This window comes from Paenarthrobacter sp. NPDC018779 (assembly GCF_044391085.1).
GTDB lineage: Bacteria > Actinomycetota > Actinomycetes > Actinomycetales > Micrococcaceae > Arthrobacter.
The window spans coordinates 67,052-92,878 of the sequence record NZ_JBIRZS010000012.1 but is presented as its reverse complement, the minus strand read 5'-3'; the positions used below and the strand labels follow the sequence as shown (position 1 = coordinate 92,878).

The window sequence follows — 25,827 nt, the reverse complement described above, 5'->3', positions numbered from 1 at the left end:
AAATATGTCTGGGTGAAAGATCTTCTGTATCCAGTAGAGCCTGTTCCCCGGGCGCCGGGAACGGCTTTTAAGCGGGTGCTGTCCGGGATTACAGACCCGCGCGACTGACCCTGCGACCGGTCAAACAACTGACACATCGAGGCTCAAAGAATCTCGAATTCGTCTGCGAAGAAGCGCATGCTGAACCCATGGGAACATTCCACGTGTCCACGTTTATTGCCGCGCCACCCGAACGTGTTTTCGCCACCTGGACGGACCAGGACCGGTTCAAGGAATGGATCGGCGGCGTCACCCGTGTGACCGATCGCGTGGGGCCGATCGATGAGGCAGGCAGCAGTTACACGGTGTGGTTCGGGCGGATGTCCACCCCTACCGAAGTCCTGGCTGTCGAGCGGCCACGGCATATCCGCACGCGCTTCGGCAACGCGATCCTCAAGGGCGAATCGGACGTCACGTTCCTGCCCGAGGGTGCAGGAACGTGCCTCAACCAGCAGTTCGTCACGCGGGGATTCATTGCAGGAATCTTTGGGCGCCTCTTCGCAACGGGCTCCTACAAGGGCAGCTTCAAAGGCGAACTGGAAGTGTTCCGCGCACTCGTAGAACGCGAGACCCCGGAGCCACCTGGAGCCCCCTAAGCCGCAGGCCTCGTCATCCCAAGTAAGTCGCACTTGAGGTCGTTCCCAGCGCTGGAAACGACCTGAACTGCGACCTAGTTGGGGTGGGGACAGGCAACTTAGACGGCCGGGCGTCCGTGGATCCGGACGGACAGTTCGTCCGCCGCCTTGCGGATACGGGCGGCAAGGACCGGCCATTGCTCGGCCGGCACTTTGTCCTCCAGGAACGTCACGGCTACTGCCGCCGTCGGCCATCCCACATGGTCCGTCACAGCGGCGGCGATGGAACCGAAACCCGGGGTGATTTCGCCGTTCTCGGTGGCGTAACCGCGCTGCCGCACCTGGTCCAGGTGGGAGGACAACGCAGAGTACTTCATGATGGGGAACTCCACCTCGTGCCGCGACGTGAAGGCCGCAGCGTTCGGATAGAGCGCCCGCACCTGCGACTTGGGCAGCGCTGCGAGAATCGCGCGGCCACTGGCTGTGAGGTGGCTGGGCAGGCGGACGCCGACGTCGGTCACCAGGCTGGGGCGGTTCTTGGCCCGCTCCTCCACGATGTAGAGGACGTCGCGCCCGTGCAGGACGGCGAGGTGCGCGCTCTCGCCAATGACATCCACCAACGAGGCGAGCATGGGCCGCCCCAGACGGGAAAGGGGCTCCTGCCGCGAGTACGCCGAGCTGAGCTCGAAGGCACTGATTCCCAGGCCGTAGCGCTGCTCTTCATGCAAGTGCAGCACAAAGCCGTTGGCCTCCATGACCCCCAGCAGGTGGTACACGCTGGAGCGCGGCAGGCCGAGCGCTGTGGCAATGTTCGACGCCGCCATGGGACCACGGCGCGACGCCAACAGTTTGAGGATGCGCAGGGTGTTTTCGGCGGCCGGGACCTTGGAAGTGGACTTGCCGGGTGCCAGTGGCGTGGTTGTCATGGTGCCTCACTGCTTGGGGTACTCGAGGGTGACTTTCCAGGCAACTCTTCCACCGCCTGTCCGGTATCCCGTACTCAAGGATGCACAGAACTGCCCCTGACTTCCTAGCCCCACGTACGCGCGGGCGTCCGGAATACCAGACTCTCACAGCACCGAACATTCCCGCGTGCCTGGAAACCTAGGGCATGGAAAAGCCGCCCGGCGGTTGCGATCGCCGGGCGGCTTGCTTGGGGTGGGATGAACAGTAGCTAGCGGGAGAGCTCAGGCTGTCCATCCACGAGACGGTTCACGTTCCAGGGGTTGGCATCCTTGAGTGCCTCAGGGCGCAGTTCCTCGGGGAAGTTCTGGTACGCAACCGGACGCAGGAAGCGGTCGATCGCGAGCGTGCCAACGGACGTGGTCTTGGCATCAGAGGTAGCCGGGAACGGACCGCCGTGGACCATGGCGTGACCCACTTCGACACCCGTAGGCCAGGCGTTGATGATGATCCGGCCCACCTTGAGTTCCAAGGTGGGGATCAGCGGTGCCGCGGTGGCGTAGTCGGCTTCCGTGAGGTGGAGGGATGCGGTGAGCTGGCCCTCAAGCTTCGCGGTGGCTTCGATGAGGTCCTCAATGCCCTTGTAGCGGACCACGAGGGACGCGGCGCCGAACACTTCCTCATGCAGGATCGGGTTGTTGATGAACACGTCCAGGTCCGCGCCGAACACCGCGGGTGCGGGCGCATTCTCGCCGAGGCCCTTGGCGCCGCGGCCAAGGATTTCGACGTCGGGGGCTGCTTCGAGGGCGTCGTGGCCGTGCTGCCATGCTGTGGCGATTCCACCGGTGAGCATGGTCTGGCCGTGGAGATGGGTGATTTCACCGGTAACGGCAGCGGCGAAGCGTTCGCCGGCCTCCCCTGCCGGGACGAACACCAGACCGGGCGAGGTGCAGAGCTGGCCGGAACTGCCGGTAACCGACCCGATGTACTGCTTGGCCAAGGCTTTGATGTCCTCTTCGGACCCTTCGAGGGCGCCGGGGAAAACGTAAACCGGGTTAATGGAGGACATCTCAGCGTAGACCGGGATGGGCTCCGGCCGTGCCGCGGCGGTCCGCATCAGGGCCGTGCCGCCCGCTCGGGAACCGGTGAAGCCCACGGCCTTGATGGCAGGGTCCGCAACCAGGGCCTGGCCGATGCTGGAACCCGATCCGTACACCAGCGAGAACACGCCAGGATGCAGGCCAAGGTCCTTCACGGCCTTGGTGATGGCCTGGCCTACCAGTTCGGCCGTGCCCGGGTGGGCGTTGTGGGCCTTCACGATGACCGGGCAACCCGCAGCGAAGGCCGAGGCGGTGTCGCCGCCGGCCACGGAGAAGGCCAGCGGGAAGTTGCTGGCACCGAACACCGCCACCGGTCCCAAGGGGATCTGGCGCTGGCGGATGTCCGCGCGGGGCAACGGAGTGCGCGCGGGAAGGGCAGGATCGATTCGGACACCACGGAAGTCACCCTGACGGACAACGTTCGCGAAGAGCCGCAACTGCCCGGTGGTACGGGCACGTTCACCGCGAAGGCGGTCGAGTCCAAGGCCGGTCTCCAAGGAAGCGCGTTCGACGAGTTCGTCGCCGATCGCTTCGATGTTTTCCGCGATGGCGTCCAGGAACCGGGCGTGCTGTTCCGGGTCCAGGGCGCTGAAGGATCCGAAGGCATCTTCGGCAGCGGCCGTGGCTTCCTGCAGCTGTTTTTCACTGATCAGGCTGTAAGCCGGTTCCAGCTGTTCATTGGTGGCAGGGTTGATGCCGAAGGCCGAACCGCTGGTCCCGGGAGTGGCCTCGCCGGCGATGAGGGAATGTCCGTGAAGAGTCATGAAGAGCTTTCTGGGTTAGTTTCCGTGTCCGAGGTGCCAGATGCCGAGCGCTGAGAGCAACTCGCGGGGATCCCACACCACCCATTCCTCGGCGAGTTTATCGCCGTCGAACGCCAGGAAGGAGGCGCCGGTCACGGTGACATTCCTGCCCGTGGCGGGCACGTCCATGAACTCGCCCGTGTGCGTGCCGGTGGTCTGCCAGTGGATGGCAACCTGGGCGCCGTCCTCGATGATCTGCAGGATGTCCGTGGACGAGTCCGGGAACGCCGCATGCATGGCTTCGATGGTCTTGCGGAGGCTGGCGAAGTCCTCGCTGCCGGACTTGGAACGGCGGACGTAGGCAGGGCTGAGCAGCTGCTCGAACGCGGCGAGGTCGCCGTTGCCCCAAGCTCCGTTCCAGGCCTTCAAGATGGTGTCGCGACGGCTCATGATGCGCTCCTTGCGAGTTCGGGTGCTTGTTCTGGAGCGACCTGTGCTGGAACGACGGGGGCCGGGGCGACGGGTGCCGCAGTGGCAGGCGCCGGGATGTCGATGGGCAGGTACTGGCCGAACTTGCCGCCACGGAAGAGAAGGGCATCGCCCGTTCCGTCTTCCATGCTGGTCACGGCGCCCACCACCATGTAGTGGTCCCCCACCAGGACCTCTGCCGTGACGACGCAGTCGATGTAGGCCGTGGCGCCGTCCAAATGCGGGGTTCCGAGGGGTCCGGGAGTGGAAGGGAGGCCCGAGAACTTCTCCGGACCCTTGCGGGACAACGACTTGCAGATGGGGATCTGGTGGTCGGCGAGGATGTTCGCGGTGAACTTCTGCAACTTCCTGAGCTTCGGCCAGCTCGACGAGGACTTGTCCACGCAGAACATGACCAGCGGCGGTTCAAGGGACAGCGACTGGAACGTTCCCACTACGAGGCCGAGCTTCTCGTCGTCGTCGTTGATGCCGGTGATGGCGGTGACGCCGGTGGGCAGCTTGCCCAGGATTTGGCGGTATAACGCCGGGGTAATGTCGCTCATGGCTAGGCCTTCTCCTCTTGCAGTTCTGTGTGTACTTGGCGGCCGACGCGGAGGCCGGATTCGATGGCTCCGTCGAAGAAGCCTGCCCAGATGTTGGCGATGTCGCCGCTGGCGAAGTGCAGGGCGCCTTCGGACGCCTGCTGTGCTGCGTGGTACTTGGTGAGTTGGCCGGGGCGCTGGACCAGCCAGGTTTCCTCGGCGTAGGGGTCTTCGCCCCATTTGTGTCCCGTGACTTCGATGACTTCGAGATCGTCGCGCCACACTTTGATGGCTTCCTGGACCTGCTCGATGTCCGTGACATCGATGCGGTTGGCGTCGGCTCCGAAGCCCACCAGGACGGCGTCGTCTTCGCCGAGGAATTCGGTGCGGATCACGGAGAGTGGCTTGTCCTGGGCTGAGTACGCGAAGAACGGCTTGATGGGGCCACGTTCTCCACGACGAGCGACCCGGATCCACGCCTTCACGCCCTGGGAGGCAGTGCGTTCACGGCTCGGGGCGGTCTTGCCTTCGGGCAGTGCGGGGGTGACGTCGAGCTTGTGCAGCACGTTGACCGGCAGGGTGACCACGATCTTCTTCACTTCGATGCGCTGCCCGTCGCCGTAGGTGACCGTGCCGCCGTCGTGATGGTGTTCCACCTTGGTGACCGGGGAGTTGAGGCGGATGTCCGCGGTGGTGTCTTCGGCGATCGCGTTGACCAGGCCGTCGTTGCCGTCCTTGAGGCGGTAGATGGCCGAGGCCTCGTGCATGAGGTGCCAATGCCCGGACGAACCGGCTGTCCAGCGGAGGGCGTTGACGTAGGCGCACTGGTTAAGGGGTGCGTTGAAATGGCCCACCCAGGCGGCCTCGTTGGCGTTGCGCTCGTCCTCGGAAAGGTCCAGCTTGTCCAGCATTTCCTGCAGGTTGTACTGGTCCGCTTCAGCGAGGTTCTCCACGGTGAGCGGGGCGTCCGGGCGGGGCAGCCACTTCACGGTGTCTTCGAGCAGGCGGGTCATGCCGGGGTCGATGAGTTTCATGAAGTCGTCCAGGTTGCCGCGGCGGACTTCGTTTCCGGCCAGCCAGAAGGTCTCTTCGGAACGGGGGCCACGGGAGACTTCCAGGCCGTAACGGGTCACTTCGGCCCAGACGTGGGGCTGGGTCCAGTGCAGCCAGTTGCCGCCGAGTTCCAGGTTCTGGCCCAGGCGGCGTTCGGTCCACAAGCGGCCACCGAGGCGGTCGCGGGCTTCGAGGACCACCACGTTGTGGCCGCGGTTGGTCAGTTCGCGGGCCGTGATCAGGCCTGCCAGGCCGGCACCGATGACGACGACGTCAGCCTGTTCGGTGTCAAAGGATTCAGTCATGGGTATCTCCGTTGATATCTGGGTGCTTAGTTCGTCAAGGCGAGGTGCTGGGCGCGGTGGGCCGTGGCGGGGTGGCCGTCAAGGGTGTACTTCCGGCCGAAGAGCGTCTCGCGCAGGGTCACCGCGTCACGCTCCTGGTCGCGGAGCGGCGCTATGAGTCCTTGGGCGCGGAGTTCGGGGAGGGCGAGTTCGATGAAGTCTTCCCAGCTGCCGGGCTTGGTGGTGTAGCTGAGGTTGATGCCGTCGACGTCGGCCTCGTCGCGCCAGCGGCGGAGTTCGTTGGCCACGGTTTCGGGAGAACCGATGACCGTGGAGCCGGTGCCACCAACGGCTAGGAATTCGGCGATCTGGCGCGGAGTCCAGTCACGGTCCGGATCGGCCTTGGAAAACATGTCCACCATGGACTGGCCGGCCTTGGTTCCGACGGAGCGGAGCGGGGTGTCCAGCTCGTACTCGGACATGTCGATGCCGGTCCAGCCGCTGAAGCGGGCCAGGATGCCATCGATCGGCGCGGTGTCCACGGCCTTCTGGTACTTTGCCTGGGCTTCCTCGTCGGTGGGGGCAACCACCACGGTCAGCAGGATGACGATCTTCACGTCGCGCGGGTCGCGGCCTGCGTCGGCCACCGCCTGGCGGAGCTTGTCCACGGAGCGCTTGGTTCCCTCCACCGACGTGCCCTGGAGGAACACCACCTCGGCGTGCTTGCCGCCGAACTCCATGCCACGCGACGAAGCTCCGGCCTGGAACAGGACGGGCGTGCGCTGCGGGGACGGCTCGCAGAGGTGGAAACCGGGGACCTGGAAATGCTTGCCCTCGTGGTTGATGGGGTGGACCTTGGCGGGGTCGATGTAGGTGGCGGTTTCGGCGTCGTTAACCACGGCGCCTTCTTCGTAGGAGGACTCCCACAGCTTGTAGACCACTTCCATGTACTCGTCTGCCATGTCATAGCGTTCGGCCGGAGTGAGCTGCTGCTCCTTGCCGAGGTTGCGGGCAGCCGCCTCGGAGTAGGACGTCACGATGTTCCAGCCAACGCGGCCGTCGGTGAGGTGGTCCAGGCTGCTGAACTTGCGGGCAAGCAGGTAAGGCGGTTCGTACGTTGCCGAGACGGTAACGCCGAAGTTCAGGTGCTTGGTCACTGCCGCCATGCCGCTGATAAGCACGGTGGGATCGTTGATGGGAATCTGCGCAGCATCCCGAAGGGCTGCGTCACCGTTGCCGCGGTACACATCGTGGTAGCCCACGTTGTCCGCGAAGAAGATCCCGTCAAAGCCGGCGCGTTCGAGCATCTGGGCGATACCCGTCCAATACTTCAGGTCGGTGTAGCGGTGACCTTGGTCGCCGTCGTTCCTCCACGACCCGGAAGTCAGGTGGGAAGGGGCGAAAACATCAAAGGCGAACAGGCTCAAAGGCGCATTTTTCATGGCAGCGGTGCTTCCTTGGACTCGTGCCGGGCTATGCAGGCAACTTCACTAGCGACGTTCACTTGCTGAACGCTTCGTTCAATTTAGAGCGTGGCTTGGCTCACTGTCAAGGGGTTCCCGCCGGGTCTGCAACATAGGAAAAGGTGTTGACAGTAAATGTGGCGCATGCCATATTTTTGAACATGTCGTTCAATCAATGAACGTTTTAGATTTCTGGTCCCCGCCACCCCAACGGCGTACGGGCGCAAGATTCAGGCCACAGTTCGTAGCGATCCCCGGTACGGCCCAAACATGGGTCCAGGACGTGTGGCGCACATCCAAAGGAAAGAAGGACAACGATGTTCGATCAGTCCAGAACACAACGTGCCGCGCCGCGAGGCGGCACCCGGCGGTTACAGGCAGAAGACTGCATCATCGTGGACAACCGCGAGCTGCGTAAGGCGCAAGTAGGCACGGGCGTGGGCAACTTCATCGAGTGGTACGACATCGGCATTTATGGCTACCTGGCCGTGACCATGACGTCCGTCTTCACCGAAGGCATGGACGAACGCATGGGCCTGCTGGTCACCCTGTTGGGCTTCGCGGTCTCCTTTGTGGTGCGCCCTCTCGGCGGCATGATCCTGGGACCCCTAGGCGACAAGATCGGCCGCCGGAAGGTCCTCTTCTTCACCATGGCACTCATGGCCGCGGCCACCACCACCATCGGGCTCCTGCCCTCGGCGGGACAGGTGGGCCTCTGGGTGATCATCCCGCTTTACCTGCTCAAGATGCTGCAGGGTTTCTCCACCGGAGGCGAATACTCCGGCGCCGCCACCTACATCGCGGAATTCTCCCCGGACCGCAACCGCGGCTTCATGACGGCCCTCCTGAACTCCGGCTCCATGCTGGGCTTCGCCGTAGGCGCGGGCGTGGTGGCCGCAACTACCGCACTGACCACCTCTGCATGGGGCGCCCAGGCAATGCACGACGGCGGCTGGCGGCTTCCGTTCCTGCTCGCCCTGCCGCTCGGCATCCTTGCGATCTCGCTCCGAAGCCGCATTCCTGAATCGCCGGCCTTCGAAGTTGCCCACGAAAAGACCGCCAACCAAAACGTCAACCCGCTTTTCGTGCGGCACAACCTGCCGAACATCCTGCGGTTCTACTGGCCTCAGATCCTCATCGGCATCGCCCTCATCGCAGCCGACGGAACCTCGTCCTACATGCTCACCAGCTACATGCCCACGTACATCGAGACGGAGGTGGGCTCACCCGCCGTCCATACCGCGGTAGCCGCCGTCGTGGTCCTGGTGCTCCAGGCCGTGCTCATTCCGCTCGTCGCGCGCTGGTCGGACCGCATTGGCCGGAAGCCCATCTACACCATGGCCACCATCGGCAACCTGGTCCTGCTGGTACCCGCGTTCGCCCTCATGCATGTCGGCACCCTGTGGTCGCTCTACCTGGCGATGTTCCTGGTGATGGTGCCCAGCGCGTTTTTCCTGGCCCTCACGGGCGCCGTGATGTCCGAACTGTTCCCCACCGCTTCCCGCTACGGCTGCGTCGGCGTCACGCACAACCTGTCCATCTCCATCTTCGGCGGCACTACACCCCTGGTGAGCCAGATCCTGGTTGAAGTCACCGGCAACTCGTATGCACCGGCTTTCTACATCATGTTCTTCTCAGCGGTGGCACTCGTCGCCGTCTTCAAGATGCGGGAATCGGCAGCCCATCCCCTTCTGGGCTCGGTTCCCGTGGTCAGCAGCCGCGCAGAAGCGGCGGCCTTGGCCGACGGCCAGGACAGCAACGAGCGGCTGGATACGGGCACCATGTTGCTGACCCCGGTTCCTGAAGGCGCAACCCTCGAACGCCCGTAGCCCCGGCATAGGATGGATGGGACATTGAGCACGAGGGCGCCCAGCCTTGGCCACGAAGACCGGGAGCGGACATGGCATCGGAAGACATGGCATCGGAAGCAGAGCAGGCAGACGTCGACGGCGGAGCATCAGCGCCGGACGAGGCCGCGGACCTGACCAATAAGTCCGTCATCAAGGCCACCATCCTGCTTTCCGAACTCGGCCGTCACCGCCAGGGCATCACCGTGACCGAACTGGCACAGGCCGTCGGCATGACACGCCCCACCGCTTTCCGCCTTCTCTTGAGCCTGGAACAGACCGGCTTTGTTGACCGCGTGGACAACCGCTACCGGCTCGGGTGGGAAATGTCCCGCCTGGGCCGGCTCGCCGACCCCTACGCCGGTGCCGTCGCCCGCATCCAGCCAATCCTGGACGACTATGCCGGCAAGCTCAAGGAGACGGTCAGCTTCGCCATGGTGCGCGGCGAACTGGCCTACGATGTCATCGCCGAGGCGTCCGCCTCCAGGTACCTGAACGTCTCCTTCTACGTTGGCGAAACCTATCCGCTGCACGCCAGCGCGACGGGCAAATTGATGCTTTCCGAACTAAGCGACGAAGCAGTGTCCGCGGCGCTGCCCAGGAAGCTTGCGTCCTACACCTCCCACACCATCACCAACCGGGAGGCGTTGCTCAAGGACCTTCGACGCATCCGTGAGCAGGGCTACTCCATCATGGACAACGAACTGGAGGAGGGCCTCTTCGTTGCGGCCTACCCGGTTCGCGAGGTGGACGGAACCCTCATGGGCATCGTCTCGGTGAACGGCCCAGTCCAGCGGCTGAAGTCTGAGCAATTGCCCGGCACCATCGACCAACTGCGCAAGGCTGCCGAGGAAATCACCAAGGCGCTGTCCTAGCAATCTACTCTTGACGCACCAAGCTACGTGCGCATACCTTGAACGAAACGTTCATTCAACGAACACTCTTCATTCTCTCCCAAGGTGCCAGCATGAGCCTCCACACCTCAACCCGCAACACCTTCCCAGCCCGGCCGGTCCCGAACTGGTCGAAACTCTCCCGCAACGACCGCGTCCAGGTGTTTCACCGCGACGGCCGCGTAACCTCCGGGCAGATCGAGATGATCTCCGTGGACCGCAGCGTTTTCTGGCTCATCCAGGATGACGGCCAGGGGCGCCTCATGGTCTGCCGCAGCGACAAGCCACAGGTGATCAAGAGCGCCGTCGACCAGAAAGCGCCCTGGCTGCACGCCTAAACCCGATTGTCTGCGATCAAAGACAGCAATGCCCCGTGAGACCGATCACAAGGTCTCGAAAAATGGTCTGCTGGTTAGCGATCCCCTCCCAAAGACGAGAAGGTTTTACCATGCAACACACCACGCTGGCCGAAAAGGACACCGTCCTCCAGGCCGCCGGATCGGCGCTTAGCCGTGGCCTCAACGTCCGCCACATCCGCTTCATGGCACTTGGATCCGCCATCGGCACGGGGCTCTTCTACGGTTCGGCCTCGGCCATCCAAAAAGCGGGTCCTGCCGTCCTCCTGGCCTACATCATCGGCGGCGCCGCCGTCTTCATGGTGATGCGGGCACTTGGCGAAATGGCTGTCAGGCACCCGGTTTCAGGCTCGTTCGGACAGTACGCCAGCCGTTACTTGGGACCGTTTGCCGGCTTCGTCACAGGCTGGACGTACGTGTTCGAGATGGCCATCGTGGCCATCGCCGACGTCACCGCCTTCAGCATCTACATGGGCTTCTGGTTCCCGCAGGTGGATCGCTGGATCTGGGTCCTGGCGATCATCCTCTTCCTCGGCGCGATGAACCTGCTCAGCGTGAAAGTGTTCGGGGAACTTGAGTTCTGGTTCTCCTTGATCAAGGTTGTGGCGATCATCGCCATGATCGTCGGTGGCGCGGCGATCGTCGTGTTCGGCTTCCAGACAGGGAACGACGGCGGTGGCGTGGCACCGGGACTGGGAAACCTCGTCAACCACGGCGGTTTGTTCCCCAACGGTTTCGAGGGCCTGCTGGCCGCGTTCGCCGTCGTGATGTTTGCGTTCGGCGGGATCGAAACCATCGGCATCACCGCGGGCGAGGCCGCCGATCCCAAGAAGGTCATTCCGCAGGCAGTCAACACCGTGCCGATGCGCGTCCTGCTGTTCTACGTACTCACGCTTGGCGTGCTGATGAGCATCTTCCCGTGGAACGAAATCGGCAGCAATGGCAGCCCGTTCGTGCAGATCTTCGCTGGCTTGGGCATTCCGGCAGCGCCGCACATCCTGAACGCCGTGGTGATCACCGCAGCGTTGTCCGCCATCAACAGCGACATCTTTGGGGCCGGCCGCATCCTCTTCGGCCTGGCCCAGCAAGGCCACGCACCCAAGAGCTTCGGCAAGGTCTCCCGCCATGGCGTTCCGTGGATGACCGTGGTGATGATGGGTGGCATCCTCCTGGTTGGCGTCGTGCTGAACGCCGTCATTCCCGAAGACGTGTTCGTGGTCATCGCCTCCATCGCAACGTTCGCAACCGTGTGGGTCTGGGTGATGATCCTTGCCTCGCACGTAGCCATGAAACGGGAGATCAAGGCCAAGGGCCTGCCTGCGTCCGAGTTCGGATCTCCGCTGTGGCCTCTTGCGTCGATCCTGACCATGGCCTTCATGGCGATGGTGATCGTGATCCTGGGCGTGTTCGAGGACACCCGCGTTGCTTTGTACGTGGGTGGGACCTGGCTGGTGCTGCTGTTCGTGGCCTACAAGCTCTGGGTCCGTGGCGGAGGGCTTCGCCGGGCTGAGTTGGTTGACGAGACGGCGTCCATTCCGGTGGTGAAGGCACTGTAGAGCCTCCGGGCAACGGTTGCCGCACCCGATGCCGCCTGACGCACCCCTTCGGCCGGATAAGCGCACCCCGTTCCGCCTGACGCACCCGTACTAACGGGCGCGCCGGGCGGAAACGGGGGCGCCGAAGGAACTGGGCGCGCCGAGTGCCTCGCAGGCCAGTCCTACCTCGCCGACCAGCCGCCGTCCATGGTGTAACTCGCGCCGGTGACCATGCCGGCGTCGTCCGAGGCCAGCCAGGCCGCCAGGGACGCCACCTCGGAAGGCTCCACCAACCGCTTCACCGCGGACTCAGTCAGCATCACCTTGGCGAGCACCTCGGCCTCGGGGATTCCGTGGAGCCGGGCTTGGTCGGCGATCTGGCGCTCCACCAAAGGGGTACGGACGTAGCCGGGGTTGATGCAGTTGGAGGTAACTCCGCGCTCCCCGCCCTCCAACGCCGTGACTTTGCTGAGCCCTTCAAGGCCGTGCTTCGCGGACACATAAGCACTCTTGTAAGCCGAGGCCCGCAGCCCATGCACCGACGAGACGTTGATGATCCGGCCAAAGCCGTTGGCGTACATGTGCGGAAGCGCAGCGCGAACCAGCAGGAACGGCGCCTCAAGCATCAACGCCAGGATCCGCCGGAACTCCGCGGGGTCGAACTCCTCAATGGGCGCAACCTTCTGGATACCGGCGTTGTTGACCAGGATGTCGCAATCAAGGCTCAAGGCGGCGAGGGAATCCACATCCAGCAGGTCCACTGTCCAGGCAGTGCCACCCAACTCGTCGGCGAGGGCCGCAGCTCCGGGGGCGTCGACGTCGGCCACTACTACTTTCGCGCCACGGGCCGCGAGCGCCCGGGCACAGGCCGCCCCGATTCCGCTGGCGCCTCCGGTAACCAGGGCTTTGCGCCCATTCAGGGAGTTGTCCATCACATCAGCCCTTCGAAGTAGCGGAAGCGGTAGCCAGTCCGTGTCGCTCGGCGTCGGCGGCGTCGACGTCCTGCAGCGCGATACCCTTGGTTTCCTTCAGGGAAACGACGGCGACGGCGGTAATGGCGCACGCGACGACGAGGTAGATCGCGGTCGGCACCCACGAACCGGTGTCCTTGAGCCACTGGGTAGCCAGCAGGGGCGCCAGGGAGCCGGCGAAAATCGAGGTGACCTGCGAGCCGAGCGAAACTCCGGAGTACCGCATGCGGGTGGGGAAGAGCTCGGACATGATGGCGGGCTGTCCTGCGTACATGAACGCGTGCAGGCACAGTCCGATGGTCACGGCGAGCACAATGATCACGGCGTTCTTGGTGTCGAACATGGGGAAGGCGAAGAACGGCCACACCGCGCCGGTGACAGCGCCAACCAAGTACACGGGCTTGCGTCCCCACGAGTCCACCAGGCGGCCCACCTGCGGAATGACCAGGAAGTGGATCACGTGGGCGATCAGGAGTGCCAGGAGGAGCGAGGACGTGTCGTACTTGTGAACGCTCTTGAGGTAGACGATCGCGAAGCTGACCACCAGGTAGTACATGATGTTCTCGGCGAAGCGGAGGCCCATGGCCTGCAGGATGCCCTTGGGGTATTTGCGGATGACTTCACCGATGCCGTAGCTGATGGCCTTGGACTCCTCCACCTGGGCTTTGGCTTCCAGGAAGATGGGGGCTTCGCTGACGTGGGTGCGGATGTAGTAGCCGACGAAGACGATCACCGCGGACAACCAGAACGCGACCCGCCAACCCCAGCCGAGGAAGGCCTCGCTGCTGAGGGTGGTGGACATGACGAACAGGACCAGGGTGGCCAGGAGGTTGCCCACGGGGACAGCGGCCTGCGGCCAGGATGACCAGAACGCACGCGACTTGTTGGGGCTGTGCTCGGCAACCAGCAGCACGGCGCCACCCCATTCACCGCCGAGCGCGAAGCCCTGGATGAACCGGAGTGCAACCAACATGGCGGGCGCCCAGTAGCCGATGTCCACGAAGCCGGGCAGGCAGCCCATAAGGAACGTGGAGACACCGACGATCACGATGGTCAGCTGCAGCGTAGGCTTGCGGCCCAGCTTGTCGCCGATCTGGCCGAAGACAATGCCGCCCAGCGGCCGGGCGATGAAGCCCACGGCATAGGTGATGAAGGCCTGGATGATTCCGTCGAGTTCGTTGCCCGTGCTCGGGAAGAAGTACTTGCCGAATACCAACGTGGCGGCCGTGGCGTACAGGAAGAATTCATACCACTCCACCACGGTTCCCACCATGGATGCGGCGACGATCTTCTTCAGGCCTGATCCCTTGCCGGTGTTTCCAGCAGCGGGCGTGGAGCGTTGCTCTACGCTCATATCCATCTCCTCAGTGTCTTCTTTGACAATGCCCTTTTTCATGCGCGTTGTGATCCACAACACGAATAGCTTCACTGAGTATTGCTGCAGATTCGGCGTGCCTCAATAACCAAAGAGGCACCCCATGTGTGCAGAATTGCAGATATGAACCCTAGCCCGGACGACCTTCTCATCCTCCTCGCCGTCTCCCGGTCGGGTAGATTCACGACGGCGGCACAAGCCCTGGGACTGAACCACACCACCGTTTCGCGCAGGATCGCGGCGCTGGAAAAGGCGCTCGGCGGCCGTGCACTCGCGCGTGCGGCAGGCGGCTGGGAACTGACCGAGCTGGGGGCTGAGGCGGTGCGGGTGGCCGAGCGGGTGGAAGCTGCGGTGAGTGCGCTGGGACAGAACCACCGCGCACCGGACCCCATTACCGGCGTCGTGCGTATGACCGCAACAGACGGTTTCAGCGCCTACATCGCGGCACCGGCCGCCGCGCGCATCAGGAGGGAGCACCCGGGCCTCAGCCTGGAGATCGTTACTGTGACCCGCCGGGCACTCCAGCAACGCTCGGGCCTGGACATCGAAGTGGTGGTGGGGACGCCACAGGTGCACCGGGCCGAAGCGATCAAACTGGGCGAGTACCGGCTGGGGATGTACGCCTCACGCAATTACCTCAAGGACAACGGAACACCCACCAGCGTTGAAGAAATGACCCGGCACCAGCTGGTGTACTTCGTGGATTCCATGCTTCAAGTGGACGACCTGGACGCACCCCGCAGGCTGGTTCCGAGCATGCGGGACGGCCTCACCTCAACCAACGTGTTTGTCCATGTGGAAGCGACACGTGCCGGGGCGGGGGTGGGTTTCCTGCCGTGCTTCATGGCGGATCGACACCCGGACCTCGTCCGGCTGCTGCCCGAAGACTTCGCCGAGCTCCTCCCCTACTGGCTGGTCCTCCGTCCCGACTCGATGCGCCGCCCCGCTGTAGCCGCCGTCGTGCACGCTTTGCGGGAGGAGACGGAGAACCGCCGGGCGGAGCTGCTGGGCTGAGGCGGACGCCGAGCGGAGAGGCTAAAGAGGAATGACCAGGGGCGTGTGGCTCACGGGATCGTCGATCACCATGCAGGGCAGGCCGAACACGTGCTCCACCAACTCTGCGGTGATGACGTCCGCGGGCCGCCCCTCGGCCACGACGGCGCCGTCCTTCATGGCGATCAGGTGCGAGGCGTAACGGCAGGCATGGTTGAGGTCATGCAGTACGGCCACCAGGGTATTGCCCTCGCCGTTCAGTCGCTTGAACAGCTCCAGCAATTCGATCTGGTGGGCGATGTCCAGGAACGTCGTGGGTTCGTCCAGCAGCAACAACGGGGTTTGCTGCGCCAGGACCATGGCCACCCAGACCCGCTGCCGCTGGCCGCCGGAGAGTTCGTCCACCAGCCGTCCGGACAGCTCTGTCACGTTGGTCGCCTCCAACGCGCTGACGACGGCGGCCTCGTCCTCTTCCGACCATTGGCGCAGCAACTTCTGGTGCGGATAGCGGCCACGGGCCACGAGGTCCGCAACAGTGATGCCGTCCGGGGCTATGGAGGTCTGCGGCAACAGGCCCAGCCTCCGGGCCACGTCTTTGGCGCCGTAGGAGGAGATGTCCTTCCCGTCCAGGTAGACCGTGCCGGACGTCGGCTGCAGCAGCCGCGACAAGGCCCGGAGCAACGTGGACTTTCCGCAGGCATTCGGACCCACGATCACCGTGAATTCGCCATCGGGAATCCGGACGTCCAAGGCGGAAGACACGGTCCGGCCCGCGTAGCCCAGGCTCACGCCGGCGGCCCGCAGCCGGGAATCCGTGGACACCAGCGGCACCGCCGGGGCGGCCAGCACGTCAGTCAAAGCAGTCTCCTTCACAGTCATTGCCGGCGCACCTCGCGCGCCAGCAGCCAGACGAGGTAGCAGCCACCGATGCTCACGGTCACCACTCCCACCGGCAATTGAATCGGCGCGAAGAGGTTCTGCGCCACGATGTCGCTGGCCACGAGCAAGAGTGCACCCATGGCAGCGGAGGGCACCAAGCCCACTGACGCCGAGCGGGTCAGCCGGCGGGCGAGTTGCGGAGCAGCGAGCGAAACGAACGCAATGGGTCCCGCGGCCGCGGTGACCATCGCCGTCAACGCCACGCCAACAGCCGCGAGGACCACCCGCGAGCCTTCCAGCCGAACGCCCAAGGCGCGGGCGGCGTCGTCGCCCATCTCCAAGAGCCCCAACCGGCGACCATAAAAAGCCAGCACCGCCAGCAGCCCGGCGAAGATCAGCAGCACGGGCAGCACCTGCTCCCAGGACACTTTGTTCAGGGATCCGGCACCCCATACAGCGGCAGACATGGCCTGCTCGAGGGACGCCTTGAGGATCATGTAGGTATTCACTGACGCCAGCATGGCGCTCACCGCAATGCCCGCAATGATGAGCCGGAAGCCCTGGATGCCCTTCTTGTAGGCAAACAGGTACACCAGGACCGCGGTCACCAACCCGCCCACCAGCGCCCCCGCAGACACCGCGTAGTATCCGCCACCCATCAGCAGGATCACCACCAAGGCACCCGAGTAGGCGCCGGTGTTGAAACCGATGACGTCGGGGCTGCCCAGCGCGTTGCGGGTCAGCGATTGGAAGATGGCCCCGCTGACCCCCATGGCCGCCCCCAACAACAGGGCCAGGAGGACGCGGGGCAACCTCCACTCCACCACCACCATGTGGATGGCGCCGGTGGAGCGACCGAACAGCGCCGAGACCACGTCCGGCACTGGAATACTGAACTCGCCCAGGCCAAGGGCGACGACGGCGAGCGCCAAGGCGGCGCCCGTCAGGACAGCGGTGACAATCATCGAACGGACGTCGAGGCGGGCTGAAACCCGGCCGCCCAGCGGACGGACCGTGAGGGTTCGCCGGCCAAAATCAATGGCGCTCACAGGGTGCTCACTTTCCGGCGGCGGATCAGCCAGATCAATACCGGTGCCCCGACGAACGCGGTGATGATGCCTACCTGCATTTCGCCGGGCCTGAGCACCAGCCTGCCGAGGACGTCCGACACCAGCAGCAAGACCGGTGACAGCACCAGCGTGTAAGCCAGGATCCAGCGTTGGTCCGGGCCGACGATCCAGCGGGCCACGTGCGGGACCATGAGGCCCACGAAGCCGATAGGACCCGCCGCTGCAGTAGCAGCGCCACACAGCAGGGTGACGGCGATGATGGTCCAGGTACGCGTGCGGAAGATGTTGGCGCCGAGTGACTTTGCGGTGTCGTCACCCATGGCCACGGCGTTGAGTGGCCGGGCCAAGGCCAGGGCGATGATGGTGCCCACCACGATGAACGGTGCGACGGTGGCCACGATGTCCCACGAACGATTGCTGAGCGTACCGGCGGTCCAGTTGCGCATGCTGTCGAACACGGCGGGGCGGAGGAGCGTGATCCCGGAGGAGACCCCGCCGAGGACCGCGCCCAAGGCAACCCCTGCCAAGGTGAGCCGGAGCGGGGTTGCCCCTCCCCTGCCCATGGAACCGATCAGGTAAACGATTACTGTGGCCAGCACGGCACCGGCGAAGGAGAACCAGATGTATTCCTGGATGCTGGTTACGCCGAACAGCGCGACGCCGAGCACCACAAAGAATCCAGCACCCGCGTTGACGCCCAGGATGCCGGGGTCCGCCAGGGGGTTGCGCGTCATCGCCTGGATGAGGGCACCGGAGAGTCCCAGCGCTACGCCCACGAGAACGCCGACGACGGTCCGTGGAAAGCGCAGGTCATGGATGATCACGTGTTCCGGTGAACCGTCATAGGCAGTGATGGCCGGCCACAGGTTGGCGGGATCCACGTCCTTGGAGCCGATGACCATGCTGAGCAGAAGGGCCAAAGCCAAGGCCGCGATGGACGCGATCAGTCCGAGCAGGCGGTAGCGGTTGACGGTGGCAAGGCCTGCGCTGCCCTGGCGTGCCGGTGCGGAGGGCGCCGCGGATGCAGAGGGTGCCCCGGATGCGGAGGCCGGGGCAGTCGCCTGCCCGGCCCCGGCCTCCTTCCCCGCCATGGTTCCGCTGGTCATTACAGTCCCAGCAGTTCGAACTTGGCGTCCTGCAGGTCCTCGAGTTCTTCGCGGTCGCGCTTCTCGTCGGACCACAGCTCGTCGAACCAGCGGCGGGTTTCGGCGTCGAGGTTCTCCCAACGTTCCGTCCATGCCTCGCTCTTGTCCGTCCAGTAGCCGATCAGCTTGTAGGACGCAGGCGTGAGCTTCTTCTCGTGGCGCAGGTACTTGCGGATCCCGCGCAGCACCTTTGCTTCCCCGGCCACCCAGATGTAGCCCGTTCCGCCGGGAAGTTGCATGCTCTTCAGGGCCTCGTCCAACCTCGATTGGCTGTGCCCGTTACCGCCGTGGATCCAGGCAACCTCGGTGCCCGCGCCGATCACCAGCTCCTGCTGGTGGGACGGGTCTTCCACCTCGATCAGGACGCGGGTCCGGACGCCCGGAGGGGTCAGTTCCAGCAAACGGGCGACGGCGGGAAGTCCCGTCGCGTCGGCCAGCAGGATCTGCCACTGCAGTTCGGCCGGCGGTTCGTACAGTCCCGTAGGCGAGTTGAGCCCGACGACGTCACCCACCTCGGCGCGCTGCGCCCAGGCTGCTGCCACGCCGCCGTCGTGAACGACGAAGTCGATGTCCACGGTGCCCGCAGCCGGGTCCACCGAGCGGACCGTGTAGGTCCGCATGGCGGAAGGCTTGACGCCGGGTTCCCAGTCCCAGGAGTCGCCCGTGGAAATGGGCAACCGGGCCTCATGTTCACCTGTATCCGGCAGGAAAACGCGGAGGTACTCGTCGCCCACACCGGTGGACTCGAACCCGGCCAGGCCGGGTCCGCCGAAGGTGATGCGGACCATTCCGGGGGTCAAAGCCCGGGTAGCCAAAACCTCCGCGCGGTAGATGCCCATCATGGCAGGAGCGCCTTCTCGATCTTCTCCAGCAGTGCGAACTGGCCGCTCGGGGAGCCGTAGATCATCTCAAGGTCGTAAGTGAAGATCTGCTTGTTGGCCACGAAGGGCAGCGAGGTCCAGAGTTTGTTGTTGGCCAGCGGAGCGAACGCGTCCGGGTTGGCACCATCCTTCTCGGGGACTTCGGTGGTGATGACGGCGTCAATGCCCTTCAACTGCTCAAGCTGCTCGGCACTGAGCTTGGCGCCTTCGCCGTCAGCCAGCGGGGAGATCTTCAAGCCCAGGTCCTTGATCACCAGGCAAGGGGTTCCATAGCAGCTGACGGAGACCTGGTCCTCGTAGTAGTCAACCGGGCCGATCACCAAATCGCTCTTGCCGGCCTCGGCCAGGCGCTTCTTCACGTCATCCACCTTGGCCTGGTACTTGTCCATCCAGGCCTGGTACTGCTCGGTCTTGCCGAAGGCCTCGGCGACGGTCTTGAACTTGGTGCGCCAATCGCTGCCGTCAAAGCCGTTGAAGGTGTAGGTGGGGGCGATGTCGGAGAGCTTGCCGTCCAGGTCCTTCTCGTAGCCGAGGCCGTTCAGGATGACGTCCGGCTGGGCCTTGAGGATGGCCTCGAAGTTGAACTCCGGGTAGTTGGTGAAGGGTGTGATCCCTTCAAGCGCCTTCTGGTCGAAGAAGTACGGGAACCCCTTGTAGCCGCTGTCGCGGATGGGCTGCTGGCTGGCCAAGGGAATGCCGAGCGTAATGAGCATGTCCAGATCCGTGGTGTACATGCCCAGGGCCTTCTTCGGCTCCGCCGGAATGGTCAGCTCCTTGACCTCGCTGGTAACCGTGCGGGTTTGCGCAGCAGCTGCGTCGTTGGCGTTCGCCACCGGGCTGGCGCAGCTGCTCAGCAGAAGGGCCGCCGAGGCAAGCGCTGCGAGGGCAGCGGACATGGTTTTAGGGCGTGAAATCACTGTGGTCCTCTTGATGCTCAGGGGAGGTTGGAGGTCTCCCGTTGGCAGTCGAGACGCGATGAGGGTGCTGTCGTCGAACTGTCGAAGTTAGGTATACCTACCCTAACAACGGCTTTCCGTATTGAACCCGCGATTTCTATTCGGAACCGGCCAAGGACTGATGGTTTCCGGCCTTAAGCGAGGCCACGTACCACCCTGGAGTGTGCCCCATCACTTTCCGGAACACTTGCACGAAGGCGCTGGGGTTGTTGTAGCCCACGCGCCGGCTGACCGAGGAAACAGGATACCCGGCAGCCAACAAACCCAAAGCCACGCGGACGCGCGCGTGAATCCGCCACTGGGCAAACGTCATGCCGGTTTCCTTGTGGAACAGGCGGGACAAGTTGCGGACGCTGATGGCCACTTCGGCACCCCACTCCTCAAGGGAACGGTCCAGGGCGGGATCGTCCAGGAGAGCCCGCGCAATGCGTTCCAGCCGGGGATCAGAGGGCATGGGCAGCAGCATGGGCCGGGCGTCCACCACATCCAGCAGCGCGACAGCCAACTCCTCCGAACGCCCGCGCAACTCCGGCTCCATGTCGAAGGTCCGCATATGCCGCAAAAGTTCCTGGGCCGCCGTCGGGACCGTCACTGCCACAGTCCGGCTGTCCAGTGGCGCCGCGACGTCCGCGTCTATATGCGAACAGAAGAAACCCGTGCCCTCGGTGGACTTCACCGCGTGCGGGACTCCCGCCGGAATCCAGAGGCCGAGCGTGGCCGGAACCGCGAAGAACGCCGCGTCAGCTTCGACAGTCAGCACGCCGCGGGCACCCCACAACAGTTCATGGGTGGGGTGCACGTGTTCCGTCCATGTGGCCGGTGTGGCGCATTCGAAGTACGCGGTGTACACACCACGGACCGTCGGCTGTCCGGAATGCGATAGAGCTTGGCGGGTCATGGAGCCTTCTTGAAGTTAGGTGAGCCTTACCATGGTAAGCATGCCTTCCAGTACCGCCATGCCGTCCTGCCCGCCCGGGCGTAACAAGCAAACCCCATGGAAGGCCTCCCGCCTCTTCAGCTACTCCCTCTTCGGAAACCGCCGCTGGAAGTATGTGGTGGTTGGTTGCGCAGGACTGACGCTGCACCAAATCAGCGAGGCCCTGGTGCCCACCACCATCGGCGCGGTAGTGGACAACGCGATTACACCGCACGACGGCGGCGCCCTCCTGTGGTGGCTCGGCGCACTGGCCGCAGTGTTCATCGTGCTGGCCCTGTCCTGGCGCATAGGAACGCTCGCCACCATGCGCTCCTTCTCCTACGGCTCGCACCACCTCCGCCAACTCGTGGTGGAAAGGACGCTGGATCCGCGGGGAATGGCGGCGCGTCGTGCGCCGGGCGAAATCGTGGCCATTGCCTCTTCGGATGCGGACAGGGTTGCCGGACTGGCCTGGCTCATCGGCGGCGGCCTGGCTGCCACCGCCGGCGTGGTCACCTCGGCAGTAACCCTCTTGCTCATTTCCGTGCCCCTGGGATTGGCCGTACTGCTGGCCACACCCCTGATGCTGCTGGTCATGCACCGGCTCACCAAACCGCTGGAAGACCGCAGCGACGTGGAACAGTCGACGGCGGCCCGCGCCGGAGCCTTGGCGACAGACTTCATCACGGGGTCGCGTCCGTTGAAGGGACTGGGGGCCGAAGATGCTGCCATTGCCAGGTACCGGGCGGCCAGCCAGGGCTCGTTGGTATCGGCTTTGAAGGCCATCCGCGCGAAGAGTGCGTTCACAGGGGCGAGCACGGCCATGTCCGCGGCTTTCCTGGCGGGCATCGCATTCTTCGCCGCGTGGTTCGCCGTGCAGGGCAGCATTACGGTGGGGCAGCTGGTGGCAGTGGTGGGAGTTGCCCAGTTCGTCCAGGGCCCGATGGCGGCACTCGGGTTCCTGAGCGTGGAACTGGCCCGGAAGCGGGCGTCGGCGGCGCGGATTGCGGTGCTGCTTAGCGAGGCTGAGGCGGTGCCGGAAGCGGGCGCTGCGTCGGGTGTTGCTGGTGCGCCGGTTGTTGCCGGGTCGCCGGGTGTTGCTGCGCCGCTTGTTGGCGCAACCGGGCGCGGGGTTGGATCGCCTGTTGCTGCTGCGCCGGTTGCTGGCGCAACCGGGCGCGGGGTTGGATCGCCTGTTGCTGCTGCGCCGCTTGCTGGCGCAACCGGGCGCGGGGGTGGGTCACCGCTGCTTGAGGTTCGTCCTTCTCCCGGGTCACACTTTCCAGCCTTCTCAGCGTCCGCGGGGGATGTTGTGGGTGTCGTCCTTCCCGATGGCGTCCAGGCCAGGCTGCTGGTGGACACCCTCGGCTTCCGGGTTCCTGCGCCTGCGGGCCTCGTGACGATAGACGGCTCTGACGCCGCGGACCTTGACCCTTCGCAGGCGCGGTCGCGGGTGTTTGCCGACAGCCATGACGGTGTCCTTTTCCGCGGCACGGTGCGGCAGAACGTCGTAGTTGCCGACGCTGAACTGGACGATCGCGCCTTCGCAGCTGCCGCCGTCGTCGATTTCGTCTCGCAACTGCCGGAAGGAACCGAAACCATGCTGACCGGACACGGGCAAAGCCTCTCCGGCGGGCAACGGCAGCGCTTGGTGCTGGGCCGTTCGCTGCATCAGCCTCAACCGGTGCTGGTGCTGCATGACCCCACTACCGCCGTCGATACCGCTACCGAAGCCGTCATCGCGGATGGCCTGCGGAACTTTCCGGACAAGGCGCTGGTCCTCGTGACCACGAGTCCTACGCTGCTTGCTGCCTGCCACCGGGTGGTGCTGGGCACCGCGGACGGGCCACCCGAGACGGGGTCCCACCGTGAACTCCTGGCGACGTCGGCAAGCTACCGCGCGGTGGTGGGTTCATGAGCACCGATGGATCCATGAATGCAGACATCCTGCCCATCGCGACACCGCGTGAAACCCGCAGAGCCATGTGGAAATTGCTGGCCCAGCGTCCCGGCCGGCTGGTGACGACCGTGCTGGTCCTGTTGGCCGCGTCCTGCTGCGGGCTGGCCGCACCGGCGATCCTGGGCATCATGGTCAACATCGCGGCCAGCGGCGGCGAGGTGCTTTCCCTGTTGTGGCTGGCCATTGGACTCCTGGTGGCCGGTGGCGCGGGGGCGCTGCTCGGAATCCTGGGGCAGAACCTGCTGGCCAGGATCTGTGAGGAAGCCTTGGCCGGACTACGGGAGGAGGTGTTCGCCGCTGCCGTCCGGAAGCCGCTCGCGCAGCTGGAGAAGGCAGGCATCGGGGACGTCGTGGCCCGCGTTTCCGGTGACGTCGAGGCCGTCAGTGAAGCAATCTCCGGCGTGCTTCCGGCTTTCACCAGCGCCGCATTCACCATCGTGGTCACGCTGCTTGGCTTGGGTGTAATCGATTGGCGCTTCGCCGTGGCCGTCCTGGTCGCCGCCCCGCTGCAGATCTTCACGCTCCGTTGGTTCCTGAAGCGGACTGCCCCCATTTACCGGACCGTCCGGATTACCGAAGCCAACCGGACCGAACAGATCATCGAGACGGTCCACGGCTCGCAGTCCGTCCTGGCACTGGGCTTGGGTGATCGGCACGCCAGTCTGGTGGCAGCATCTTCGCACGAAACAATCGGCCACTCCCTGCGCGGCATCGGCTACCTGACCCGGTTCTACAACCGCCTCAACCTTGCCGAGCTCCTTGGCCTGTCCGCCGTGCTGGTGGTCGGCTTCTGGCTGCATGCCGAGGGTATGGTGACCATCGGAGCTGCCACGGCGGCTGCGCTCTACTTCTACCGGTTGTTCGATCCGATCGGAATGGTGCTGGGACAGTTCGATGAACTGCAAAAGGCCGCTGCGGGACTCGGGCGGATGTTCGGGCTGACACGGGGCACCGCCTCCGGAGAAGCCGAGCGGACCGCCGTCGAACGTCCGGCGGGCGGACCGGCGTCGGACGCCGTGGTCCTGGACAAGCTGACGTTCAGCTATCCCGGACAGCGCCCGGCGCTCAGCGGCGTCTCGCTGCGGGTGGCGGCCGGGGAACGCGTGGCTATTGTTGGCACGTCCGGCGCGGGGAAGACCACGTTGGCCAAGGTCATCATGGGACTCGAAAAGCCCGACGGCGGACGGGTGCTGGTGGGTGGGCTCGATGCGGCCGCTGTTTCTGGGGCTGAACTGCACCAGCGGATCGCCATGGTCAGCCAGGAAGTCCATGTGTTCTCCGGAACGCTCGCGGAGGACCTTCGGCTCGCCAAGCCCGGCGCCTCGACAGACGAGTTGCGGCGCGTCCTGCGGGACGTCGGTGCCGCCTGGCATGAAATGCTCGACGCCGGGCTGGAGACTTTCGTAGGTGCCGGCGGCCACCAACTCACGCCGGAACAGGCCCAACAACTGGCCTTGGCACGGCTGATGCTCAAGGATCCGCCCATCGCCGTCCTGGATGAGGCCACGGCGGAAGCAGGCACCGGCTCGGCAACCATGCTGGACCAAGCCGCCGACGCCGCCTTGGCCGGGCGCACGTCAGTGGTGATCGCGCACAGGCTGTCCCAGGCGGCAACTGCCGACACAGTGGTGGTCATGGACCAGGGACGGATCGTCGAATCGGGCTCGCACCAGGAGTTGCTGGCCAACGGCGGCAGGTACGCCCGGCTTTGGGAAGCCTGGAACACGTCCTTGAGCCGGGCCTAGGGCTCGGGGGCAGTACAGGTCAGCGCAGCGCTGGGAAGCCCAGCGCTGCGTTTACGTTTCGGGCGCCGGGGCGGGATCCGGCGTCGCGGCGGGATCCGGCGTCGCGGCGGGATCCGGCATCGGGGCAGGATCCGGCATCGGGGCGGGATCGTGCCGCACGGGGGTTCCCGCCGCGAACGCGCGGACCTGGGCATCGTTCCAAATATGCGCGGGAACCGCGCCGCCAAGGAGCCTGCGGGCCAGGCTGGGATCGTCACCGAAAGGAACGTGGCTGCCCGCCATGATCATGTTGCCGTAGCGCCTGCCCTTGAGCATGGGCGGATCGGCAATGATCAGCGTGTGTTCGAACGTGTCAGCGATGGTGGCGGCGTCGGCCCGGGCATTTTTCAGGTCCGGGGCGTCGCCGGAGTTCACCACGTACAGCCCGTCCGGCGCCAGGACGGCGTCGGCGTGGGCATTGAACTCGCGGGTTGTCAGGGCGCGCGGAGTGAACGCTCCGGCGAAGACGTCACGGATGATGAGGTCGCGGGTGTCCGGTGTGAGCTGCTCTGTCACCTGGCGGGCCTCCCCCACCCGGATCCGCAGCAGCGGGGCCTTGGGAAGGTCGAACCAGCCGCGGACGTACTCGGCGAGCTTTCCGTCGAGTTCCACTACCACTTGGCGAGCGTCGGGGTAAGCGGCGTTGAAGTATCTGGCCATGGAGCACGCTCCCCCGCCCAAGTGAAGGGCCCGGAGCTTGGGCTTGGTTTCGCGGGGCCACCGGGACTCGACGAGGGCCGCGATCCAGCGCATGTACTCGAAGTCGAGGAACAAGGGGTCGGCGAGGTCGATGTGCGAGCTCAGCACGCCATTGATCTTCAGGAGCCAGCCGTTGCCGTTATCCGGATCTGGCAGGAGTTCGCAGTCACCGGTGTCGATGTAATACACGCCGGCGACTGGACCATCGGGGCGGGTGCCCTCGGGCACTTCGATGACTGCCGCCGTCGACCTTTGCGCGCCGAAACTGCCGGGCCGTCCTGACTTGCCTTTCCTGGATTTGGTCACTGGATACGCCCTGCGTCACTCATGGTTCCAGCCTAGTGGAGCGCACACAGGCAATCATACTAAGGGTACTTATTATTTATGCGAATGCGCC

23 protein-coding genes are annotated in these 25,827 nt (G+C 64.8%); 8 read left to right on the top strand and 15 right to left on the bottom strand.

Annotated elements, in window-relative coordinates; genetic code table 11:
- Positions 1 to 188 precede the first annotated feature (188 nt).
- The gene (locus ACH488_RS13785) at positions 189 to 635 is read left to right on the top strand and encodes an SRPBCC domain-containing protein (RefSeq protein WP_397325010.1); all 447 of its coding nucleotides are present in this window, start codon (positions 189 to 191) and stop codon (positions 633 to 635) included.
- Positions 636 to 733: 98 nt separating this feature from the next.
- On the opposite strand, the gene ACH488_RS13780 is transcribed toward ACH488_RS13785, so the two are convergent.
- The 6 genes from ACH488_RS13780 to ACH488_RS13755 form a co-directional block, all read right to left on the bottom strand.
- Complete coding sequence (locus tag ACH488_RS13780) at positions 734 to 1,540, bottom strand: IclR family transcriptional regulator (protein ID WP_397325008.1); 807 nt, start codon at positions 1,538 to 1,540, stop codon at positions 734 to 736.
- Positions 1,541 to 1,788: 248 nt separating this feature from the next.
- Positions 1,789 to 3,381 carry an aldehyde dehydrogenase (NADP(+)) gene (locus tag ACH488_RS13775; protein ID WP_397325005.1) on the bottom strand — a complete coding sequence of 531 codons (1,593 nt, stop codon included), beginning with the start codon at positions 3,379 to 3,381 and terminating at the stop codon, positions 1,789 to 1,791.
- A 15-nt stretch (positions 3,382 to 3,396) separates the two neighbouring features.
- Entirely contained in the window at positions 3,397 to 3,810 is a 414-nt protein-coding gene (locus tag ACH488_RS13770; protein WP_397325003.1) for an ester cyclase, read from the bottom strand.
- Positions 3,807 to 4,391: a flavin reductase family protein gene (locus tag ACH488_RS13765; RefSeq protein WP_397325001.1), complete on the bottom strand. Its 585-nt coding sequence runs from the start codon at positions 4,389 to 4,391 to the stop codon at positions 3,807 to 3,809. Before ACH488_RS13765 ends, ACH488_RS13770 begins: the two co-directional genes overlap by 4 nt.
- Before the next feature lie 2 nt (positions 4,392 to 4,393).
- Entirely contained in the window at positions 4,394 to 5,728 is a 1,335-nt protein-coding gene (locus ACH488_RS13760) for a flavin monoamine oxidase family protein (RefSeq protein WP_397324999.1), read from the bottom strand.
- Between the two features lie 26 nt (positions 5,729 to 5,754).
- Positions 5,755 to 7,149 carry an LLM class flavin-dependent oxidoreductase gene (locus ACH488_RS13755; protein WP_397324997.1) on the bottom strand — a complete coding sequence of 465 codons (1,395 nt, stop codon included), beginning with the start codon at positions 7,147 to 7,149 and terminating at the stop codon, positions 5,755 to 5,757.
- A 416-nt stretch (positions 7,150 to 7,565) separates the two neighbouring features.
- On the opposite strand from ACH488_RS13755, the gene ACH488_RS13750 reads away from it, so the two are divergent.
- The 4 genes from ACH488_RS13750 to ACH488_RS13735 all read left to right on the top strand — a co-directional run bounded on the left by ACH488_RS13750 (position 7,566) and on the right by ACH488_RS13735 (position 11,822).
- On the top strand, positions 7,566 to 8,999 hold the full coding sequence (locus ACH488_RS13750; protein WP_397324995.1) for an MFS transporter: 1,434 nt from the start codon (positions 7,566 to 7,568) through the stop codon (positions 8,997 to 8,999).
- A gap of 71 nt (positions 9,000 to 9,070) precedes the next feature.
- Positions 9,071 to 9,892 carry an IclR family transcriptional regulator gene (locus ACH488_RS13745; RefSeq protein WP_397324993.1) on the top strand — a complete coding sequence of 274 codons (822 nt, stop codon included), beginning with the start codon at positions 9,071 to 9,073 and terminating at the stop codon, positions 9,890 to 9,892.
- Positions 9,893 to 9,984: 92 nt separating this feature from the next.
- Positions 9,985 to 10,248 carry a hypothetical protein gene (locus tag ACH488_RS13740; RefSeq protein ID WP_397324991.1) on the top strand — a complete coding sequence of 88 codons (264 nt, stop codon included), beginning with the start codon at positions 9,985 to 9,987 and terminating at the stop codon, positions 10,246 to 10,248.
- Positions 10,249 to 10,358: 110 nt separating this feature from the next.
- Complete coding sequence (locus ACH488_RS13735) at positions 10,359 to 11,822, top strand: amino acid permease (protein WP_397324989.1); 1,464 nt, start codon at positions 10,359 to 10,361, stop codon at positions 11,820 to 11,822.
- 161 nt (positions 11,823 to 11,983) lie between these two features.
- Here the strand turns inward: ACH488_RS13735 and ACH488_RS13730 are convergent, their stop codons facing one another.
- Together ACH488_RS13730 and ACH488_RS13725 are read right to left on the bottom strand one after the other, a co-directional pair.
- Positions 11,984 to 12,733 carry a 3-hydroxybutyrate dehydrogenase gene (locus tag ACH488_RS13730; protein WP_397324987.1) on the bottom strand — a complete coding sequence of 250 codons (750 nt, stop codon included), beginning with the start codon at positions 12,731 to 12,733 and terminating at the stop codon, positions 11,984 to 11,986.
- A gap of 4 nt (positions 12,734 to 12,737) precedes the next feature.
- Positions 12,738 to 14,126: an MFS transporter gene (locus tag ACH488_RS13725; protein WP_397324985.1), complete on the bottom strand. Its 1,389-nt coding sequence runs from the start codon at positions 14,124 to 14,126 to the stop codon at positions 12,738 to 12,740.
- Positions 14,127 to 14,270: 144 nt separating this feature from the next.
- On the opposite strand from ACH488_RS13725, the gene ACH488_RS13720 reads away from it, so the two are divergent.
- Positions 14,271 to 15,161 (top strand): LysR family transcriptional regulator, encoded by an 891-nt coding sequence (locus tag ACH488_RS13720; RefSeq protein WP_397324983.1) that lies wholly within the window; start codon positions 14,271 to 14,273, stop codon positions 15,159 to 15,161.
- A gap of 21 nt (positions 15,162 to 15,182) precedes the next feature.
- On the opposite strand, the gene ACH488_RS13715 is transcribed toward ACH488_RS13720, so the two are convergent.
- From ACH488_RS13715 to ACH488_RS13690, 6 genes are all read right to left on the bottom strand, one after another.
- The gene (locus ACH488_RS13715; protein WP_397324981.1) at positions 15,183 to 16,019 is read right to left on the bottom strand and encodes an ABC transporter ATP-binding protein; all 837 of its coding nucleotides are present in this window, start codon (positions 16,017 to 16,019) and stop codon (positions 15,183 to 15,185) included.
- Complete coding sequence (locus ACH488_RS13710) at positions 16,016 to 17,068, bottom strand: FecCD family ABC transporter permease (RefSeq protein ID WP_397324979.1); 1,053 nt, start codon at positions 17,066 to 17,068, stop codon at positions 16,016 to 16,018. Before ACH488_RS13710 ends, ACH488_RS13715 begins: the two co-directional genes overlap by 4 nt.
- The gene (locus ACH488_RS13705; RefSeq protein WP_397324977.1) at positions 17,065 to 18,195 is read right to left on the bottom strand and encodes an iron chelate uptake ABC transporter family permease subunit; all 1,131 of its coding nucleotides are present in this window, start codon (positions 18,193 to 18,195) and stop codon (positions 17,065 to 17,067) included. The genes ACH488_RS13710 and ACH488_RS13705 overlap by 4 nt, the downstream gene beginning before the upstream one ends.
- Positions 18,195 to 19,076: a siderophore-interacting protein gene (locus ACH488_RS13700; RefSeq protein WP_397324975.1), complete on the bottom strand. Its 882-nt coding sequence runs from the start codon at positions 19,074 to 19,076 to the stop codon at positions 18,195 to 18,197. The genes ACH488_RS13705 and ACH488_RS13700 overlap by 1 nt, the downstream gene beginning before the upstream one ends.
- Positions 19,073 to 20,032: an ABC transporter substrate-binding protein gene (locus ACH488_RS13695; protein ID WP_397324973.1), complete on the bottom strand. Its 960-nt coding sequence runs from the start codon at positions 20,030 to 20,032 to the stop codon at positions 19,073 to 19,075. Before ACH488_RS13695 ends, ACH488_RS13700 begins: the two co-directional genes overlap by 4 nt.
- Before the next feature lie 136 nt (positions 20,033 to 20,168).
- The gene (locus ACH488_RS13690; protein WP_397324971.1) at positions 20,169 to 20,969 is read right to left on the bottom strand and encodes an AraC family transcriptional regulator; all 801 of its coding nucleotides are present in this window, start codon (positions 20,967 to 20,969) and stop codon (positions 20,169 to 20,171) included.
- A gap of 31 nt (positions 20,970 to 21,000) precedes the next feature.
- Here ACH488_RS13690 and ACH488_RS13685 point away from each other — a divergent pair, with 31 nt between their 5' ends.
- Positions 21,001 to 22,905 (top strand): ABC transporter transmembrane domain-containing protein, encoded by a 1,905-nt coding sequence (locus tag ACH488_RS13685; RefSeq protein WP_397324969.1) that lies wholly within the window; start codon positions 21,001 to 21,003, stop codon positions 22,903 to 22,905.
- 14 nt (positions 22,906 to 22,919) lie between these two features.
- Positions 22,920 to 24,692 carry an ABC transporter ATP-binding protein gene (locus ACH488_RS13680; RefSeq protein WP_397325060.1) on the top strand — a complete coding sequence of 591 codons (1,773 nt, stop codon included), beginning with the start codon at positions 22,920 to 22,922 and terminating at the stop codon, positions 24,690 to 24,692.
- Between the two features lie 51 nt (positions 24,693 to 24,743).
- On the opposite strand, the gene ACH488_RS13675 is transcribed toward ACH488_RS13680, so the two are convergent.
- Positions 24,744 to 25,658 (bottom strand): spermidine synthase, encoded by a 915-nt coding sequence (locus ACH488_RS13675; RefSeq protein ID WP_397325059.1) that lies wholly within the window; start codon positions 25,656 to 25,658, stop codon positions 24,744 to 24,746.
- Positions 25,659 to 25,827 lie beyond the last annotated feature (169 nt).

What these genes read in the sequence shown, in the direction of transcription:
- ACH488_RS13680 (WP_397325060.1), top strand. Translation starts at nt 22,920, where the DNA reads ATGAATGCAGACATCCTGCCCATCGCGACACCGCGTGAAACCCGCAGA.
- ACH488_RS13775 (WP_397325005.1), bottom strand. Translation starts at nt 3,381, where the DNA reads ATGACTCTTCACGGACATTCCCTCATCGCCGGCGAGGCCACTCCCGGG.
- ACH488_RS13740 (WP_397324991.1), top strand. Translation starts at nt 9,985, where the DNA reads ATGAGCCTCCACACCTCAACCCGCAACACCTTCCCAGCCCGGCCGGTC.
- ACH488_RS13725 (WP_397324985.1), bottom strand. Translation starts at nt 14,126, where the DNA reads ATGAGCGTAGAGCAACGCTCCACGCCCGCTGCTGGAAACACCGGCAAG.
- ACH488_RS13755 (WP_397324997.1), bottom strand. Translation starts at nt 7,149, where the DNA reads ATGAAAAATGCGCCTTTGAGCCTGTTCGCCTTTGATGTTTTCGCCCCT.
- ACH488_RS13720 (WP_397324983.1), top strand. Translation starts at nt 14,271, where the DNA reads ATGAACCCTAGCCCGGACGACCTTCTCATCCTCCTCGCCGTCTCCCGG.
- ACH488_RS13765 (WP_397325001.1), bottom strand. Translation starts at nt 4,391, where the DNA reads ATGAGCGACATTACCCCGGCGTTATACCGCCAAATCCTGGGCAAGCTG.
- ACH488_RS13780 (WP_397325008.1), bottom strand. Translation starts at nt 1,540, where the DNA reads ATGACAACCACGCCACTGGCACCCGGCAAGTCCACTTCCAAGGTCCCG.
- ACH488_RS13715 (WP_397324981.1), bottom strand. Translation starts at nt 16,019, where the DNA reads ATGACTGTGAAGGAGACTGCTTTGACTGACGTGCTGGCCGCCCCGGCG.
- ACH488_RS13770 (WP_397325003.1), bottom strand. Translation starts at nt 3,810, where the DNA reads ATGAGCCGTCGCGACACCATCTTGAAGGCCTGGAACGGAGCTTGGGGC.
- ACH488_RS13705 (WP_397324977.1), bottom strand. Translation starts at nt 18,195, where the DNA reads ATGACCAGCGGAACCATGGCGGGGAAGGAGGCCGGGGCCGGGCAGGCG.
- ACH488_RS13785 (WP_397325010.1), top strand. Translation starts at nt 189, where the DNA reads ATGGGAACATTCCACGTGTCCACGTTTATTGCCGCGCCACCCGAACGT.
- ACH488_RS13745 (WP_397324993.1), top strand. Translation starts at nt 9,071, where the DNA reads ATGGCATCGGAAGACATGGCATCGGAAGCAGAGCAGGCAGACGTCGAC.
- ACH488_RS13730 (WP_397324987.1), bottom strand. Translation starts at nt 12,733, where the DNA reads ATGGACAACTCCCTGAATGGGCGCAAAGCCCTGGTTACCGGAGGCGCC.
- ACH488_RS13700 (WP_397324975.1), bottom strand. Translation starts at nt 19,076, where the DNA reads ATGATGGGCATCTACCGCGCGGAGGTTTTGGCTACCCGGGCTTTGACC.
- ACH488_RS13760 (WP_397324999.1), bottom strand. Translation starts at nt 5,728, where the DNA reads ATGACTGAATCCTTTGACACCGAACAGGCTGACGTCGTCGTCATCGGT.
- ACH488_RS13685 (WP_397324969.1), top strand. Translation starts at nt 21,001, where the DNA reads ATGGTAAGCATGCCTTCCAGTACCGCCATGCCGTCCTGCCCGCCCGGG.
- ACH488_RS13735 (WP_397324989.1), top strand. Translation starts at nt 10,359, where the DNA reads ATGCAACACACCACGCTGGCCGAAAAGGACACCGTCCTCCAGGCCGCC.
- ACH488_RS13690 (WP_397324971.1), bottom strand. Translation starts at nt 20,969, where the DNA reads ATGACCCGCCAAGCTCTATCGCATTCCGGACAGCCGACGGTCCGTGGT.